Source organism: Paenibacillus sp. GYB006, from assembly GCF_036577645.1.
In the GTDB taxonomy this organism is placed as follows: Bacteria; Bacillota; Bacilli; order Paenibacillales; family Paenibacillaceae; genus Paenibacillus.
In genome coordinates, this window is the sequence record NZ_JARBDA010000003.1 from 321,985 (window position 1) to 339,901 (window position 17,917).

Consider the following 17,917-nt stretch of genomic DNA (forward strand, 5'->3'; position numbering starts at 1 on the left):
AATTAATTCCTTACTATTACCCTTAATATTCGATACAAGTAAGAATAATATGTTTATAACTTCTTCCTCTCAAAATACATAGCCAACCTATACTCACAGATTTCTTTCGTCCACTTATACAGTATTTCTTGATCACCTTCTCTAATCTGAAAAGCAATCACGAACTCTTCATTAGAGTAAGTGACCTGTCTATTAGAGGACTTCGCCCAATGAGTCATTGGCATCCTGCTAATTAATTGCGCAGTACGATCAAGTGGTACATCCCACAATTTTCGAGTCTCAGAATCTGCAAAATCGATCGATTTTCTTATTTCGTTACTCATATAAAAGTCATAGAAAAATGGTGCTGTTTCATAAGCAGTAATGGGGTTCATCCATTGCTTAGAACCACGTTCAATCATAGCGAGCAACAGAGTCATTTTGTAACTTTTACGCAAGATTGTATTCTCTACTTCTTGAAACCACTTAGAGTATCTTCTAGCTAGAGAGGCTTCCTCTTTATCTAATTCATTGGCAACTAACAAGAAGTTAACATAAGAGTCAAAAAGCAATCGGTAATCCTGGCTATCTACCGTTCCTTGTTTATGTACTTCTAAATAGGTAGGTCTCCGACCTAATTTCTTTTTTAATTCACGATAATTAATTACTAGGTTTTCCTTGCGTTTACCAGAACCTATCAATTTCTTTTCAGTTGCTATTGCCTCTTCTAATTGCTTTACAAAACGATCAATAGATTTTGGTCCAACACCTGGAATTTTCAATTGAAGATCAGATAAATCCTCAGGGAGATTCTGAATTATTGATACCTTAAGATCATTGATTAAGTATTGTAATATTGCCTGACTTCCCTTAAGGTTTAGCTCCAGTAATGACATTCCGACCATAGAAGCAGGAAAAACAAGCTCTTTATTCAGAAAGGCTTTTCTGAATTCGATTCTATCCACTGCTTTTTCTTCATCATAATCATCTGCCATATTATTTGGTTTATAACTTTCAGCATTTTCTAATATAACTTTACTCTCACCAGAATTACCCTTAGGGATGTTAATTACTTCTGATGAAACGGCTACCTCATTTTCAGAATCAGAATTTCTATTCCCATCTTTACTATCTATCGAAATGCGAATTGGCTTTTTGTCTAATAAAAACCATCCTGGATTTCGCTTCGTGGACTGACTACCATTTTTGGAAAATTTAAAAAGTGCCCCAAACTCCTTAAATTCTAACAACTCGTCTTTAAGCTCCCAACCTCCAACGATCCACAGAGCTCCTCTGCTTGATCTCTTATCTACTACCTTATATCCCTTATCAATAAGGAGTTCCCCTATTTCCATTTCTACTATTTTGTTTTTTTCATCATTAGGTGCTGAATTTCTGAGTGGGGTATCTGGAATTGGTGCTTTCCGATTTGCTTCTGAGTGTTCGTCGCGATTTTTATTCATCTCTGTTATCTTGTTAATCGTTTCATGGAGCTGTTTAAATTGTTCATTCATTGTAGGAAGTATTTTAGATTCGAATTGAGCACTCAATAATTGCTCAATATGTTCACTCATATCTTTTGTTGAGTTTCCCATCATTTGATTTGCTACATTCTCAGGCTGAGTCGGCATGGTGTAGTCGGGGAGTTCAAGTTCCAAAGGACCATAAGATTCCACATACCATAGTGCTAATATAAAGATATGTCTGTGCGCAGTTAACGCTAGATCAGTTGGAATTGGTTTCAAATCATGTGCCGCGATATTCCCATTTCTACGAAGCCAATCAAAACTGTCCTTTATTTCATTTGAGATAATATCTTTACGTGATAAAAGCTGTACGCGATCGCTTGGTTTAATGTAATATACGGGCTCTACCTTCTCCATTTTTGAAACAATAGTTGCCAGTTCTTCACTAAATAATCTTCCTTGAGTTAAGGTTGATCTTGAATTCGTCCATATATCTGCTTCAGCTTGGATTGCCAAAACAGATAACCCTTCATTCACTTCATATAAGAATTTAAAAATCGACATGTTCCCTAAACTTCCTCCATTCCGTTCATGATGACAACTAGATTAACCTCTCGCACCCTTGATATGTTGCTGCCGCGTAATCGGATCTACAATATTTAATTCCTTGAGCCTACCTATAATTCTTTTGATTTCATCTTGGGACAATGTCGGAGTCTTCTCTTCCGATATCAATCTGTTCATCTTCCGCTGGATATACTCAGATAGCTCCACATCATAAATGATCAATTCATTTGATTGGATCTTTCTCAGCTCAGGATCAACATTAAATCTGCACCTCATCGCAAAAGATACCATTGAAACGTATGGAACTTTGATATCCGAAATGTGTATTTGAATTGCTTTGATATGTCCATAGTTTTGCCTCAGTGGATTATAAAGTTTAAAACGATTGCTCACAATCCATTGTTTATCTTCCTTTTTCCCTTTAATCTCTCCGTTATAGTTCTTCGTTTCGATCACAAACAGAGCATATGGAGATACGACTACATGATCAATCTGAGAATATCCTGAACGAGATTTAGGATTAGTTAACATTAAATCACTAATATACATACATTCTTTAGGTAGCTGGTCTAATTGAATATTGATCTTGTGTTCTCCGAGCTCACCTATACGAGTAGAGGCCACTTTAGCTTTACTCTTTACTGGTGCTTTCTTTACTTCTTGCTTCTTCTCACTCTTAAACCAAGCTAGTATCTGCTTTAAAATTGCCTGTCCCTCCTCAGTTGATTTAGAAACTCCTTACTATGATTGGAAGACATTTTAAATAGTAGACTCCCATCTTCGTACTCTTAATCAACTCTTCTTTTTTATGTATCTTGCCAACTTAAACAAGAGCTTTGACTTGAATTAGATCTGCTAATCACGGCGGTCCATAGACCTTTTATCCTAGTTATATTTATGAAGATGTCTTACTCGAATAAACCGAAGGGTTCATTTTACAATTCATTTTATGCATTACCTAAGAACTACACTTACCATTATATAGAACAAATTAGCTATATAACATATAAATTTGCAAAAAAATGAAAGTTGAAGAAGGAAAATTTGAGTTTATATCCTGCATCCCTCTTCTATACCCTTCGCTTTTGCGTAAATTGGAGCCATAACTTCATGCGTTACAATAAAAAAGCCCGCCCTTAATGGGCGGGGACATCCTAAACTATTTCTTTTAACCTATACACCCTCAAACTCTTACCGACTGCTCACTCCGTTTCACCGCATAATCATCATAGTTTCCAAGATAAGCACTCAGCTTCCCTGAATCCAGAGACCATACTTTCCCCGCAATGCGATTAATAAAATACCGATCATGAGAGATCGCAAGTACGGTGCCTTTGTATTCGTCCAGTGCTTCTTCGAGTGCTTCACGGGAGGTGATGTCCAGATGATTGGTCGGCTCATCGAGCAGAAGCACATTTGGCTTCTTGTTCACGAGTACAGCTAGACGGAGACGTGACCATTCACCACCGGATAACTTGCCGATCTCCCGAAATACCTGCGGACCATAGAACATATACCTCGCGAGCACCGACCTTGCTTCTCCTTCTTCCATGGGGGCATGCTCACGGAAATAGGCGAGTACGGTTTGCTTCGGTATCTTGATCTCTTCCTGTTGTGCAAGATAGCCTACACTTACTCCCGCACCCCATTCCATATATCCAGCATCCGCGACCTCTTGATCTAACAGCAACTTGAAAAAGGTGGTCTTGCCAGATCCATTTTCGCCAAGCAGCGCAATCTTATCCTGATAAGCCATCATTCCTTCTACTGCATCTAAGATGTTCTTATCTCCATAATGCTTGGTGAGTGCTTCAAATAGGAGAACGATCTGACCAGAACGCTGATCCGGTTTAAGTGCAAATTCGGCTTGTTTCTGTACAAGCTTTGGTTTCTTCATCTGCTCTATCCGAGCGAGCGCCTTGCGAATCGAGGCTGCCCGCCGGAAGAACTTTTCGTTCCCGCCGACTCGTCCCCACTCTTCGAGCTGACAAATCGTCTCCTTCATCTTCTTGATTCTCTTCTGTTGCTCTTGGTATTCGGCAAACTGCTGCATGAGCCGTTCTTCTTTTGCAATGACATAACGGGAATACGTTCCCGAATAAGAGAACGCTTCTCCATCTTCTAACTCGATGATCTGACTTACTACCCGGTCTAGAAAATAACGATCATGGGACGCGAGAATACAAGCACCAGGATAGTTTCGTAAAAACTGCTCCAGCCACTCTACACCGGAGAGATCCAGGTGATTCGTTGGTTCATCTAATAGCAGCAGATCAGGCTTTCGGATAAGCTGTGAAGCAAGCACAATCCTTGTCTTCTCCCCGCCGGACAGGGTGCTGAAATTTCTAACATACATTGCTTTATCTATCTGCAGACCGGTTGCCACCATATCGATGCTGGCATCCATCTCATAGCCGCCTTCTCGCTCATACTCTTCCTGGAGAACCGAATAACGGTGCAGCAGCTTGGCTAGGAAATCCTCATCTGCGGCCGCTTCGAAGCTTCCCATTTGTTGTTCTAACTGCGTCATTTTCTGCCGCCGCTGAAGCAAATCCTCGAACCCGTGAGCCAGCACCTCATATACTGTTTTGTGCTCAAATTCCGCGGGAATCTGCGGCAAGTATCCCACTCTTACCTCTTTCTTCACCGCAAGCATGCCTGCATCCGGTTTATCCATCTTGGAGATCAAGGACAGTAAAGTAGACTTTCCGCTTCCGTTCACGCCAATGAGCCCTACTTTTTCTCCTTCTTTTACTTCAAAAGTTACATTATCCAGCACGAGGTTTGCCCCGTGGTATTTTTTTACGTTTTGTCCGTTTACGATGATCATTTTTTGTATCCTCCTGAGTAGGAAGATGCATCTCACCACACAAAAAAGAGCCGCGGGAACAAGCCCGCGACCCTTCACTCGGAAATAGGTACTACAATCCGCTTGAGGTTAAGGTAGGCATCTTCTCGAAATGGTTAATCTTATCTAGTGCAAAATGGACAGACTTCTCCCGTGATAAGAAACCTCTGAAGAAAATGCCAGACAGTACCATTGGCAGCTGGCTCAAGCGGCTGTTCACCATTTCAATATTCACCTACCTCACCTCCTTTTTAAAAGTTATGACTAACTGAATCAATTTCATAATACCTTTAGCTACTTTAATCTAAAGTATATAGATCAAAATGGTTTAGTTTGTCTATATAGTTTCAAATTCAATATTTTATTGACTTATGATATTGATTCGACTATATCACATATGACTTAGCTATAACACCTGGCATGCGCCAAGAAAATAACTATAACTATTTATTACCGAAGCCATGATTCAAAAAAGGCCCGATACCCTTCCTTCATCACGGTTCTTGAAAAAGCACCAAACGCATACTCCCTGTTATCTTCCGACACTTTGCGAGGTGCGGCGGCTGCCATATTAAGCAGTTCAAAGAAGTTGCGTTCATTCCCGCCAAACGTATGGGTCGAACTGATATGTCCATAACAAGGATGCTCTGGCTTCACAACCATTTTCCCCATCGCCATCGCTTCGGTCAGCGGCATCGCAAACGTATCAAAGCGTGAGGAACTCCAGTATACCTTGGAGGAATTCATCAACTGGAATACTTCATCCTGACTAAGTGCAAACTTCAGTTTCACGTTACTTGGGATGTCGTATTTCTTCATACTTTCTCTATAACGTTCCCCGCCGAATACCATATAGACTTCTTTATCCGGATTCTGATGCGCATATTCAATAACCAGATCAGGGCGGCGGTTTGCTTCATCCCGTCCGATCCACATAATACGGTTGTCGACGACAGCAGAGGGATCATAATGTTTATGGGCTAGTCCTTCATCAAAACCAATTGGGATCACCGTCACATCATGAACTCCATACTGAGCGGCCATCTCCCTTTTCAGGAAATCAGTCTGCACAATCGCTTTATCCACGATCTGATAAAAAGGCTTCATCATCTCATACCCTGTGAGGGCAGGATCGGGAAAACTATGCGGGAACAGCACACTGTTCTTCAGAAACATCTTGAGATATGTAAAGCCGGAAACCGTATAGATGACATGATCAATATTCTGTGAATAGATCTGATCGAGAACGATATCATAGTTGACTAGGTCGCCTTTTTCATGCTCATATCCCGGAACCCAGTCATAGCCGCTCACATGACGCTCTGGTGAGATGAATACAATCTCTACACCGAGCTCTTCCCCAATGGCTTTCAACCTGTCTGCAAAAACTCGGGGTCCCTGCGCCTCCGTAAACTGAATTTTACGCATCACGAGTCCTACTTTATCCATCAACGTCTCCTCCTTTTTCCATAGCACAAAAAAACCGCCATATGGGAAGGAGAATCCTCGCCGTATCGCGGTACACTTACAGAGTTTTGCTATTTTTACAAAGACTTACTTATGCAAAAACGATTATGGTACTAACTCGTTACCCTTTTCTCATTGCTTTCAAATCATTTGCTGCGTTGGATAACACGGGCAACATTCTCATTTCCCGTTCCATCGGTGAGGAACATAAACTGCATTGCGGCTCGCTCTCAAATGCGAAATCATCACGCATCCAACCTTTGCAGTCGTCATTGGTACAAGACCAGACCTTCGTGTTCTCCTCGGGGATTTCCTCTGATACTTGACGTCTGTACATGAATACTTCCCCCCTATCTACAGAATAAACGAACTCGATCGCATACTCCGTATCGCTTTTTTTGGAATGAAAACAAGAACTGCCTTCAACTTGTCAGTCAAAGGCAGCTTGCAGGTCGGATTAGTATACTTTTACTACGTTCTCTGCTTGTGGTCCGCGGTTACCTTGTACCACGTTGAATTCAACGCGTTGTCCTTCGTCGAGGGTTTTGAAACCTTCGCCTGTGATTGCGCTGAAATGTACGAAAACGTCGCTTCCGCCTTCAACTTCGATAAAACCGAAGCCTTTTTCTGCGTTAAACCATTTAACTGTACCTGTTTGCATTGGGTCATTCTCCTTTACACTTATATTAATATGGTTATTTTCTTTGAAAAAAATTCACATATTGGAAAAAGTGTCATTTTCGGAATGAGTCTCTTTCCAAAATGTGAATTACATGACAAAACTAATAATAGCATATTTACCAAATCAACGCAAGAGATCGGAGCATGAAAATGGTTTTATTTGACATGTATGTATAGACATAAGACCATCCCTGCTACTCATCTTCGCTTCTCCATTATTTCCACAAAAATAGGGGGTTCATACCATTTCGGTATATAATATCGCCATTTTAATGCCATCGATATCCTTTTTTTCAAATCATTTATTACTATATTCGCAAAGATAAGAAGCATACCGACCGGCATGCCCCTGCTTATTCGTGCTATCTTTTGATGGAACGCGTCCAAAATCCACCATGGAATTGTTTGGGTTCTACGGTAATGATAAAAGCTTTTGGATCAAGTTCCAAGATCGTCTCATACAGTTTTTTCTGGTTTTTACGTTTGGCCAGTATTTCCATTACCAGCCGATCTCCATCTCGGCCATTGCCAAGCCAAGACGTTACGCCATATCCTTTTTCCCGAAGCGTTGTCACAATCGTACCGCGGGCCTGATCACATATTACCTTGACAGTTATGTAGCCAAGCGCGATTTTTTCTTCAATCCAAGCACCAATCAGAATGCCTAGACCATAACCAAGTGCATATACAACAAGAGCTGAGATCTGATCTAAGTAGCTGAGCACCAAATTCAGTCCGAGTACATAGATCACAATTTCGACCATACTTATCAAGGCTGCGATGTACTTTTGACCCTTTAATGTCAGAATCATGCGTAAGGTATACGCCGAGACATAAACAATCTGGATGGCAAAAATAAAAAGTAGCGTTTGAGCCATGGGTAACACCCTCCTAACTGCAGAACTTTCCGCATAACAAAACTATACCATCCAAAATACCACATCTTTGTTCTCATGAAACCCCTTTTTATTGAATTTCATAGTTTAGAATCCATTTTATATGATTATGAGATTGATTCATTAGCCAATGAAAAAGTTGCTTATAAGGTCATTAGCATAACAAAAGAGCACCTGTCATTACGGGCAGGTGCTCTTCGTATTCTTTTCACATGAATGCTATATGGATTTAGTCCTCCTCACGGTCGATATCAACAGATACGATGTCTCCTGTATTTGCATCAATCGTAACTTCGGCTTCGTAGTGATTATTTACAAGTTCGATCTCATATTCATAACGACCATCATCAAGGTCAAGCTCTGTGCTAATTACTTTACTGTTATCAAGTTGTTTTAACGCAATTTGTGTTGCTTGTTCAAGTGAAACTTTTACAACTGCCTCCGAAGCGGGAACTTCAAAGTCAAGGTCTTTAGATACGTTAAGCACTTTTCCTGTATAGGCATCGATTAATACCGTAGCATCAACCTTATCTGACTCGATCTCCACTTCATAGTATACTTTTCCATTCTCTTTCTCTAAATCAATATCATCAATGGTACCTTGTACCTCTTTAAGTGCTGCCTCTTTAGCCTGCTCCACAGTGATCATTTTGCTTGTTGATGTGGATGTAGATGTAGATGTAGAGGATAGTTGACTAGCTTCAACTGTTGACTCTGCACCTGTAAACGCTGCTGCACCACCAATCAAAAGCGCCGCACTCAGAACCCCGCTTGCCAAAATACGTTTATGTTTCTTCATGTCTCATCGACTCCTCTTCTTGTTTTGTTATTTACGTCTCACTTGCTTACAAATACATCTTACCTCTGCCAAATGAGAGTAAAGAAAGAGTTAGATTAGAATTCGATGAGAAAAGGAGAAGAGCTTCTTAAGAATTAGTCATCCCAGGTCACTGACTGAACTTTTCCTGTGATCGCATGAATTTGAATAACGGCTTCTTTATCATCATCTGTCTCAATTTCAACTAAATAATAAGGATGGTTTGTGTCTTCACCTCGGAGTTCGGTATCATCTACTTCACCTGCTACTTCGGACATCGCAATTTTTTCTACTTCTTCTTCCGCTAGAAATTTTTGATTCTCTTCTTCGTCATCTTCTTGATCGATGGTAATCGTTTGTCTTGATAACACTTCTCCCGTATAAGGATCTATCTCAAATAAAGTACGCTCTGTATCCGTCTTTACTTTGGCTTTATAGATATCTTGATCTTCCTTCGTAATCAGCTCCAGGAAGAGAAGTTTGCCTCCTGTTTCACTCAGCAACTTCTCTTTCACTGTATCCCGGCTAAGAATGGCATGTTCTTTCGCACCTGACTTACTGATCTGCTGAATAGACATAATACTTCCATCGCTGCTATCCACGGTAAACTCATAGGTGCCTGTATCCGTACTTATTCGCAAATGATATTCACCATTCTCAAGTGTACTCTTCTCCACCGTACCTGGATATTGGCTTATCACCGTCTCTTCCACTGCCTCGGCGGACAGAACCGAATCCGCATGATTCCATGGCTGAACAAACAAGAGAACAAGTCCGACCAGCACAGCTGCTCCGGCTCCCGCATATCCTAGTTTTTTCTTTATATTCATTATAAAAAACTCCTTCCTGTTTACACTTCACACCTGTCACCAGTATAACTCTTAACTATGAGAATTCTCTGAGAAAAGCAAATCATCTTGCCTTTCTACTTAGGCAAGATGATGAACTGGAAACTGTATATATGCAGTGGTGCCTTTACCATAGGTACTTTCCAAACGAATTTCCGCCTTAATCTGCGCGGCAATCTCACTTGCTAGTGATAAACCAAGACCCGTTCCGCCCTGTTTGCGGGATCTGGCCTGATCGACCCGGTAGAAACGATCAAACACTTTGGGAAGTTCATCAGCAGGAATCCCTGGCCCATAATCTGTTACGCTTATGGTAACGTAACTGGCGTCAGGCTGAACACGGATAAGGATGGAGTCCTCGCTATATTTTCTGGCATTATCCAGTAAAATAACGAGCAGCTGCTTCGCCTTGTTGATATCAGTAGAAGCAAAGCAAGGTTCAGATGAGGGAGTTTCGACCTCAATTTCCCTCTGATACGCTGTCCCGTAGGAACGGGCCATATCAGTCACCATACCGGCTAGATCGTGTTTCTCTAACGTGATGCTTCCGGACTCCGTCTGTCTAGCCATCATGAGCAGCTGTTCCGTCATTTCTCGCATTCGGATTGCTTCCGAGTGAATGGCTTCAACGGATTCTTCAAAAAGGTCTGGACGCGACATCCCTCTCCTTTTCAAAAGACTGGCATAGCTCTCAATCACCGTCAGCGGTGTCTTGAGTTCATGAGAAGCATTCGAGACAAACTGCTCCTGTTTCTCATAATTTCGCTCAAGTCTGCCCATCATTCGGTTAAAAGTCTCGCCCATTTCGTATAACTCGTCTTTGGATTGGTTCTGCAAATCAAGGGTCTTGAATCCGCCGCCGTCCTCAATGATCCGCATCGTCTGCGTCATACTTGATATCGGCCGAATAATAATACTTCCAAGCAGCCGGCTTGAAGCAAGTACAGCCAGCAGCGCGACCAGGGACACGGAAATCAGGACAACCTGGAGCACCTTCAGATTGTTATCTACACTTGCAAGGCTTTCTGTCACCTGAAGGTTCACTACTTCTCCATCGGCCCATATGACGGGCATGGATACAAAGACATAACGTACACCGTCTATTTTTAACACTTCGGTATGTTTATTAGGATAAAAAGCAGGGTTAATCTGAGCAAGACGCCGTTCTGAGAGCGAAGTAACCGCAGGTGGGTTATCGCCTGTCATTCTCACCATCCTAAGCATCCCTTCTGCTGGAACAAAAGAACGCAGTAAATCGTCCGGAGCTACGATATCAGCTGCATTACGCACACCTGTTGAGATCGAATTCGCTTCTGCTTCCGCTCTTTTCATCTGGGTATCTGTCGACATTCGGTCAAACATGAAATAGATAAATCCATTAATCAGCAGCAGCAAGACAATAAAAAGCACCGAAGTATATACATAGATGGTTGTACGCAGCTTCATGTCTCGGTCCTGAGAACGTAACCTACACCGCGAACCGTGTGGATCAGCGGAGAGCGTCCATGATCTATTTTCTTACGAAGATATCTGATATAAACATCGACCACGTTGGTGTCACCCATGTAATCATACCCCCATACCGCCTCGAGAATCTGCTCCCGGTTCAGGACCTGCCGCTGATTACGAAGTAAATAAACCAGCAGATCAAACTCCCGTGGAGTAAGCTCTATTCCATCTTCGGCTCGCAGTACCTCTCTTGTTTTTTCATTCATCTTCAGGTCACCGGCAGACAGCCATACTTCCTGTTTCTGATTTTGTTCTTCTGTTCCCGCCGTACTCGATTTCTGAACTTTACTATGTAAACGGAGGGCGGCACGAATCCGGGCAAGCAGCTCTTCAATCTGAAAAGGTTTGGTAACATAATCTGTCGCTCCCAGATCAAGGCCGGAGACCTTATCTTCTACGGAGCCCTTAGCCGTCAGCAAAATGACAGGGATATGTTCATCATGACTGCGTATGCGCCGCAAGACTTCAATCCCGCTAAGACCCGGTAACATGATATCAAGTAATACCAGATCAAAATCACCATTTTGAAAAGCTTCCAGCCCTTCCGTACCGCTCATTGCCTTGGAGACCTCATAATCTTCATACTCCAGTTCAATTTCTAACACCCTAGCAATCTTCTCTTCATCTTCGACTATGAGAATGGATGGTTTCATAGCTCCTCCTCCGCTTTATTCAAAGCAATGTTATATATTTTGCACAATTTCCTGAATTGAATGCTCTCCAGATACAAGAGGAATCGCTTTTCTATAAGTATTCTCTGCATTTAGTACCGCTACAATAACAGATGCGACATCTTCACGCGGAATGCTTGTCTCTCCATGCTCGGTATCCGTTGTTATTTTACCACGACCCGGCTCATTCAACAGCCCGCCCGGACGCAAAATCGTATATTGCAGAGATGATTGTTCGAGCTGTTTATCTGCATAATGTTTGGCTGCATAATATGGTTTAATTTGATCAGACCAGCGTGTCCGATCTTCTGCATGCAGAGCACTTACCATAATATATCTCGAAATTCCTGCCTGCTCCGCAGCTTCCATCGTTTTAACAGCTCCATCGAGGTCAATAAGCAGTGTCTTATCTAAACCTGTGCTTCCGCCTGAACCTGCCGTAAACACAATCGCATCGCTGCCCTTCATCGCAAGCGCAAGTTCCTCTACAGTTCCTTCTAAATCCGCAAGTACAGGTTCTACACCCGCCTTATCAAAGGCATCTGCCTGCTCCTCTTTACGAACCATGGCTCTTACCGTATGCTCTTTGTCATCCTTAAGCTGTGAGATAACCTGTTTCCCGATCTGTCCGTTTGCCCCAATTACTAAAACATTCATTATTCATTTCTCCCTTCAAAGTGGAATTTATTCATCCATTCTCTCCCTTCAATTACCCTTCAGGCACGATATATAACAAGTCTGCTCCATGATGAAGTGCAGGCTGGCAGCTCCTCATCAGATGAAAAAAAGAAGGCAGACAACCCATGATGGGCGTCTGCCTTCCTATTCTTCTATCGAAATAGATTAGTACGCAAGAGCGAACAAACCATCGATATGTTTTAGATAACGGATGTTACTTGCTTCTTTCATCATCGTTGCAGGCAAGCCTTTCAGGCGAGTTTGGCTTCCGCCAAGCATAGCAATCGCATCTTTACGTCCCAAGCTTCCCAGTGTACCGGAGAAGACTGGCGTGAAGACTTCAAAATCGCCGCCTTTGATTGTTGCAGCAAGGTTGTGTCCAATGGTTTCACCCATTTGCCAAGCAAGCTGAGCTGTTGGAGGATAAGGACGAGCACCTTCGCTAGGAATTACAACTGCACTGTCGCCCGCGATGAATACATTCTCGTGGGAAGTAGAGTGTAGTGTTTCTTTTACGGTTGCACGGCCACGGTTTACTTCGATACCACAGTTAGCTACAACTGCGTTACCTTGTACGCCGCCTGTCCAGATCAGTGTGCTTGTTTCGATGGAGCTTCCATCTTTCAGCATTACTGTGTGTTGCTGCATTTCTGTGATTGCCACACCAACGATGAATTTCACACCGCGTTTTTCAAGACTTGTTTGAGCACGCTCAACAAGCTCTGGCGGGAATCCTGCAAGAATAGAAGGACCTGCTTCTACGTTGTAGAGCTGTACTTCTTCACGTTTGATCCCTTTTTGTTTACATACATGATCCAGAATGTCAGCATATTCACCAACAAGCTCGATACCCGTCAAACCGCCGCCGCCGACAACAATCGTTGCGTCTGCTTTGTTTCCGGTTTTTTTGTAATTATCCAAGCAAGCTTCAACGTGTGCACGGATTTTGTTAGCATCGTTTACGGATTTCAGAGTAAAGCTGTACTCTTGAAGTCCTGGGATACCGAAGAATGCTGTTTCACTACCAAGAGCAACTACGAGATAGTCATAGCTGTAGATTGTTCCGCTCTGCATTACAACTTTGTTCTCGTCTGGTTTGATCTCGGAAACCGTGTCAATTTTCAGGTTAACGTCTTTACCACGAAGAAGTTTCTCCAGTGGAAGTGCAACAGCTTTCTCAGCGATGGAACCTGCTGCAAGACGGTGTAATTCAGTAATAATTTGGTGAGTTGGGAAGCGGTTCACAACTGTAATTGTTGCTTCTTCAGCGGACAAATACTCACGCGCTGACAGCGCGCTCAGCAAGCCGCCGTAGCCTCCGCCCAGAATCAAAATTTGCTTCGACATATCCATCCTCCGTTCTTACTTTCGTATCAATAACTTTTTAGTCTTGTTTTTGCCCTTGACGTTCGTTGAGCACGTTCAGGAATGCTTGAGCAAAACGAAGAGATTGTTGTACGTTAGGATCTTTCAACATTTTGAGCATACCGAAAAGACCAACAGAAGACTGTTCCGCTTGAGCACGGTCTCCAGCTTCAATAGCCGCGGATGCTACCCCTTTTGCTTTTTCTACAACAGGCGTTGTAAATTCTCCAAGAGCGACTTTCATGTCGTTAACGAAGACTTTATCTGTTGCCAAGCCTTGAGCGAAATCATAAGCTTTTGTCATAGCAGTTACCATTTCAGCCAGTTTAGGCAGATTCTCCACAAGAACAATAAGAGAGTCTTGAACCTCCGGCTTCATCAATTGATCAAGTACATCCTGATTTTGTGCAGGAGCTGCACCGTTTACTGGTACCTCTTGTTGAGTCGGTTGTGACATAAGAGAACGTCCTCCTTTACTTTGGGTTAAAAAGCCCGCTTGCTTGACCCTACCTGATAATCAAATGAACGACCCGTGAGTGCACATTGAATTGTAATGTAACAATTTTCACACATTAGAAAAAGCCGCGTCCTTTCAAGCGGCACAGGCAGCTTTAGCATACACATGTGATGTACTTCATGGATCTTTTGCAAAAATGAATAGTTGTTTATTCCATCGCAATCACAAATTTATCCGAACAGGCCAATTACGAACCTATACCCTAATATTACACTTATTACACATAAACACGAGTTAAATCTAACTATACTTGTGAATACCTTGTGAACATTGTAACAAAACCTCTATTTTTGTCAATACAATGAATTTTCGCTTTTAGGCTTGAAAAAGTCACTTATTCTCGCTTTTCCTACTATATACAGCACTAATTAATACCATTGTTAACTACATCTATTTATTTGGAAAATATAGATTTAGTATTCGTGTTTTTTTTTGAAATAAGCAATCCTTTGTATCTTACAGATGAGCAGAGAGAAGTCCTATAGTCCCCACACCCGGCCCTCGCCAGTTGAAAAAATCAGCATATGGTAGTAAGAAGTGACATTACCTTGTACGGATGTAAATAGTGCGTGGGCTAAATTGTAAGAATAGGGCGCCCGGTTCCCTTCACTATTTTATGAGATCCAGACTTGACCCGCTGGGAGGCTTATGCTCGCTTTTTTTCATACTGACTACCAACGTTAGGACTTCTCTGCTGCAGTTTAGTCTGAACGTACTTTATGACGATTCTATAAGTTCGGTTGTCCAGTTGAGCTCTTGAATACGCGTATCAAGCTGACGATGTTCTTTGGCAAGTTCATCTATTTGCTTCTGCAGTGCGCTGATATCAACGGTCGTTATAAACTTAATCTCTGTCCTGCTGGACCGGTCGTAACGAATAGACGCGGTATCCATGACATCACTGAGCACACTTCGTTTCAATTGGAGCTTCTCCCGGCGTGCAAGCGCATCGGTAATCGTCATACCCTCGCCGTATTCCGTTTGTGAATTGGTTTTGTTAATTCGCTGAACAAGGGACTCAAACTGCTCAAGTACTCCATTCAGTTCACGAAAAAGATCAGACGGATTCTCGGCTGCCTCTTCGCCTTCCTGAATCTTAATCACATTACGCAAACGAAAACGAAGTTCCTGGATTTTCTTTTGTAGATCAGAACGTAGAATGAGTGCTTCGGCAAGTTTCATAATCGTAGTTACGCCTCCACATATTAAAGGTATCCTAATTGTAACTTATTGGTCTGCAGATATCCAATCTCTTACATTCGCTCGAATGAACGCCTGTTTAACGCTTCTTCAGGTGTGGTACATAACAGTTAATAGTAATTTTTGGAATATTAAAATGTAAGCCATGATTAGAGGCACAAATAGCCTTATTCATGGCTTTATTTCTACGAAAGGAGAGCGTTTATTATGAAAACGACCCATCTAGAGACGAGTGTATATTACTTCAAAGATGACGGGGTGATTCCCAATAACCCGGTACTGCCTGTCATTCTCTATCCAGGAGCCTTACGCGGTGAGGAGCAGAATACGGAGAAAATTTTCAACAAGCATAACTGGCGAAACAGCTGGACAGGCGGGGTATTCCCGTACCATCACTATCACAGCAACTCGCATGAAGTACTTGGTGTCATCAAAGGATCGGTTAAACTTCACATCGGAGGAGAAAAAGGGATTATTCTGACGGCAACTGCCGGCGATATTCTTGTCCTTCCTGCCGGAACAGGTCATAAAAAACTGGAGTCAAGTCCCGATTTTCAGTTGGTAGGTGCCTATCCAGATGGGATGTCCTACAATACCCACACGGGAGACAAAGAAGAACGCCCGCAGGTACTCGGGGAAATCGCTCGTGTTCCGGTTCCAGACAAAGATCCCCTGCTAGGTGCCGAGGGTCCGCTGCTCGTCCACTGGAAAAAGGCAGAGAACCCTAATTAACATGAGCTCTCAAACTCACTGTATGTGAGAAGACCCTGTATAATATCGTTCGATCATTCTGCTGATCCAAATCGTGCATCCTATGAACAAGAGAATACCGACTAAAATTAGGGGCTGTTCCATAATAGCAACTAGATTCGTACCGATAAAGGTCACGTAAAACACCATGATTCCTTTACCTAATACGGCTGCAAGTAAAAAAGATCGTGGGCGCATTTGAGCAATACCGGCTGCCATATTCACAAGGACGAACGGCCCTACCGGAAACATGCCAAGTAAAAAAACATAACTGAATGCATTACGCCGGATCCAGATCAGACTTTTCTGAACCTTTGGTCTTTCAGACCAGTGACTTGCCCATCTCGTTCCTGCAAGCTTCCTTATGACCATAAAGGTAAAGAAACTTCCTCCTACAAGTCCGATCCAGGAGTAGAAAAAACCGGCCCATCCATACACAAGTCCATTCGCTCCCACAAGGAACAGCGTAGGCAGTGGCGGAATAAATGCTTTCATAAATGTGAGGAGAATCCCGGGTAAGGGACCCAGTGCCCGGAATTTTTCCAGCAGTCTAACTATATTCTCTTCTGTAAAAAAGGAAATAAATTCGGATACGGAGAACCCTTCCATGCAGCACCACATTCCTTGCGTTTGAATTGAATAGCCTTTACCTACTCACAGTATAACTGACCAACTTCATGAGTGTGTGAAGAGTTCATTGATATTAGATGAGACTAAAGAAGAACCTGCCATCCATATTCACGGGGCAGGTTCTTTTGATTCTTCTATGATATGGATTCTGAAAATTTCATTGACTGATGCACCGCATCCGGCGGTACAGACGACAGATTGGGAGAAGATCCTGGAACTTTTCCACATTCATGGAGAATATGCTCCACATGCTCCAAAACGTCTTTTACTGCTTTTCCACAAGCTTGACACTTCATTATTAAATCACCTTTAATCATATATTATTAACCAAGAATGAGATCATTCTAATTAGTCCATGTCCTTGTTATGCTAAACATGGATGTGAGGTAATACTCGAATATTCGGCTTCTTCCTTTGCCCTCTTCCTATTAACCTCCTGCCCGTCTCACGAAACGGAAATAAACCTCTCCTTGGTCCGGACTTCCATTATATTCAGCTCGTTACCGAAATATGACACCCTTTTACCCACTAAAATAATAAACGCTGCAAATAAAAAAAGGTTTCGGCATTCGTCCATTTTTACCATATATTGTTGACTAATTCTTTGTTTGGTTGTATGGTTAATTACATAAGTAACTAACCAACTTGGTGGTGATAATGTATGGGCATGCAGATGGATGATGACCGCCCGATCTTTTTACAGATTGCAGAACGAATTGAAGATGACATCCTCGAAGGAAGGCTGCCCGAAGAATCACAGGTCCCTTCCACGAATCAATTTGCATCCTTTTATCAGATTAATCCGGCAACAGCGGCCAAAGGCGTAAATCTCCTGGTCGATCAAGGAATTCTGTATAAGAAAAGAGGGATTGGCATGTTTGTAGCAGATGGAGCACAGTCTGTGCTGGTAGAGAAGCGGCGTGAACAGTTCTATGAACAGTTCATTATCCGAATGGTGCAAGAAGCGCAGAAGCTTGGGATCAGCAAAGCTGAACTATCTGAAATGATACACAGGGAGGAGAAGTAGA

The 17,917-nt window shown here is 42.4% G+C and carries 19 protein-coding genes and 1 pseudogene; 3 read left to right on the plus strand and 17 right to left on the minus strand.

What is annotated here, in order from left to right:
* Positions 1-53: 53 nt before the first annotated feature.
* From PV403_RS10195 to PV403_RS10270, 16 genes and pseudogenes are all read right to left on the minus strand, one after another.
* On the minus strand, positions 54-2,009 hold the full coding sequence (locus PV403_RS10195; protein WP_332084507.1) for a hypothetical protein: 1,956 nt from the start codon (positions 2,007-2,009) through the stop codon (positions 54-56).
* A 42-nt stretch (positions 2,010-2,051) separates the two neighbouring features.
* Positions 2,052-2,636, minus strand: a complete 585-nt coding sequence (locus tag PV403_RS10200; RefSeq protein WP_332084508.1) for a nuclease-related domain-containing protein — start codon at positions 2,634-2,636, stop codon at positions 2,052-2,054.
* A 577-nt stretch (positions 2,637-3,213) separates the two neighbouring features.
* A pseudogene (gene abc-f, locus PV403_RS10205) lies at positions 3,214-4,842 on the minus strand (ribosomal protection-like ABC-F family protein); the annotation flags it as partial.
* A 91-nt stretch (positions 4,843-4,933) separates the two neighbouring features.
* Complete coding sequence (locus tag PV403_RS10210) at positions 4,934-5,095, minus strand: hypothetical protein (protein WP_191802631.1); 162 nt, start codon at positions 5,093-5,095, stop codon at positions 4,934-4,936.
* Between the two features lie 215 nt (positions 5,096-5,310).
* The gene (locus PV403_RS10215; RefSeq protein ID WP_332084509.1) at positions 5,311-6,309 is read right to left on the minus strand and encodes a glycosyltransferase; all 999 of its coding nucleotides are present in this window, start codon (positions 6,307-6,309) and stop codon (positions 5,311-5,313) included.
* A gap of 139 nt (positions 6,310-6,448) precedes the next feature.
* On the minus strand, positions 6,449-6,664 hold the full coding sequence (locus PV403_RS10220) for a cold-shock protein (RefSeq protein WP_213530717.1): 216 nt from the start codon (positions 6,662-6,664) through the stop codon (positions 6,449-6,451).
* A 120-nt stretch (positions 6,665-6,784) separates the two neighbouring features.
* Positions 6,785-6,988: a cold-shock protein gene (locus tag PV403_RS10225; protein WP_191802627.1), complete on the minus strand. Its 204-nt coding sequence runs from the start codon at positions 6,986-6,988 to the stop codon at positions 6,785-6,787.
* A gap of 382 nt (positions 6,989-7,370) precedes the next feature.
* Positions 7,371-7,886, minus strand: a complete 516-nt coding sequence (locus tag PV403_RS10230; RefSeq protein WP_213530719.1) for a DUF2179 domain-containing protein — start codon at positions 7,884-7,886, stop codon at positions 7,371-7,373.
* Positions 7,887-8,133: 247 nt separating this feature from the next.
* A complete protein-coding gene (locus tag PV403_RS10235) occupies positions 8,134-8,703 on the minus strand; it encodes a PepSY domain-containing protein (RefSeq protein ID WP_332084510.1) in 570 nt (189 codons plus the stop codon).
* A gap of 134 nt (positions 8,704-8,837) precedes the next feature.
* On the minus strand, positions 8,838-9,551 hold the full coding sequence (locus tag PV403_RS10240; RefSeq protein ID WP_332084511.1) for a PepSY domain-containing protein: 714 nt from the start codon (positions 9,549-9,551) through the stop codon (positions 8,838-8,840).
* 99 nt (positions 9,552-9,650) lie between these two features.
* Positions 9,651-11,015 carry a sensor histidine kinase gene (locus PV403_RS10245; RefSeq protein ID WP_332084512.1) on the minus strand — a complete coding sequence of 455 codons (1,365 nt, stop codon included), beginning with the start codon at positions 11,013-11,015 and terminating at the stop codon, positions 9,651-9,653.
* Positions 11,012-11,731, minus strand: a complete 720-nt coding sequence (locus PV403_RS10250; protein WP_332084513.1) for a response regulator transcription factor — start codon at positions 11,729-11,731, stop codon at positions 11,012-11,014. Before PV403_RS10250 ends, PV403_RS10245 begins: the two co-directional genes overlap by 4 nt.
* Before the next feature lie 30 nt (positions 11,732-11,761).
* Positions 11,762-12,406 carry an SDR family oxidoreductase gene (locus PV403_RS10255; protein WP_332084514.1) on the minus strand — a complete coding sequence of 215 codons (645 nt, stop codon included), beginning with the start codon at positions 12,404-12,406 and terminating at the stop codon, positions 11,762-11,764.
* Positions 12,407-12,592: 186 nt separating this feature from the next.
* On the minus strand, positions 12,593-13,774 hold the full coding sequence (locus tag PV403_RS10260) for an NAD(P)/FAD-dependent oxidoreductase (protein ID WP_332084515.1): 1,182 nt from the start codon (positions 13,772-13,774) through the stop codon (positions 12,593-12,595).
* Between the two features lie 37 nt (positions 13,775-13,811).
* Complete coding sequence (locus tag PV403_RS10265) at positions 13,812-14,249, minus strand: DUF1641 domain-containing protein (RefSeq protein ID WP_213530733.1); 438 nt, start codon at positions 14,247-14,249, stop codon at positions 13,812-13,814.
* Between the two features lie 777 nt (positions 14,250-15,026).
* A complete protein-coding gene (locus tag PV403_RS10270; RefSeq protein WP_213530735.1) occupies positions 15,027-15,491 on the minus strand; it encodes a DIP1984 family protein in 465 nt (154 codons plus the stop codon).
* A gap of 225 nt (positions 15,492-15,716) precedes the next feature.
* On the opposite strand from PV403_RS10270, the gene PV403_RS10275 reads away from it, so the two are divergent.
* Positions 15,717-16,241, plus strand: coding sequence for a cupin domain-containing protein (locus tag PV403_RS10275; protein WP_213530737.1), 525 nt, complete (start codon positions 15,717-15,719; stop codon positions 16,239-16,241).
* A 15-nt stretch (positions 16,242-16,256) separates the two neighbouring features.
* Here the strand turns inward: PV403_RS10275 and PV403_RS10280 are convergent, their stop codons facing one another.
* The gene (locus PV403_RS10280; protein ID WP_213530739.1) at positions 16,257-16,868 is read right to left on the minus strand and encodes a TVP38/TMEM64 family protein; all 612 of its coding nucleotides are present in this window, start codon (positions 16,866-16,868) and stop codon (positions 16,257-16,259) included.
* Positions 16,869-16,944: 76 nt separating this feature from the next.
* Between PV403_RS10280 and PV403_RS10285 the strand changes: the two genes are divergently transcribed.
* Both PV403_RS10285 and PV403_RS10290 read left to right on the plus strand, forming a co-directional pair.
* A complete protein-coding gene (locus PV403_RS10285; protein ID WP_213530741.1) occupies positions 16,945-17,202 on the plus strand; it encodes a hypothetical protein in 258 nt (85 codons plus the stop codon).
* A 348-nt stretch (positions 17,203-17,550) separates the two neighbouring features.
* The gene (locus tag PV403_RS10290; RefSeq protein ID WP_213530743.1) at positions 17,551-17,916 is read left to right on the plus strand and encodes a GntR family transcriptional regulator; all 366 of its coding nucleotides are present in this window, start codon (positions 17,551-17,553) and stop codon (positions 17,914-17,916) included.
* Position 17,917 lies beyond the last annotated feature (1 nt).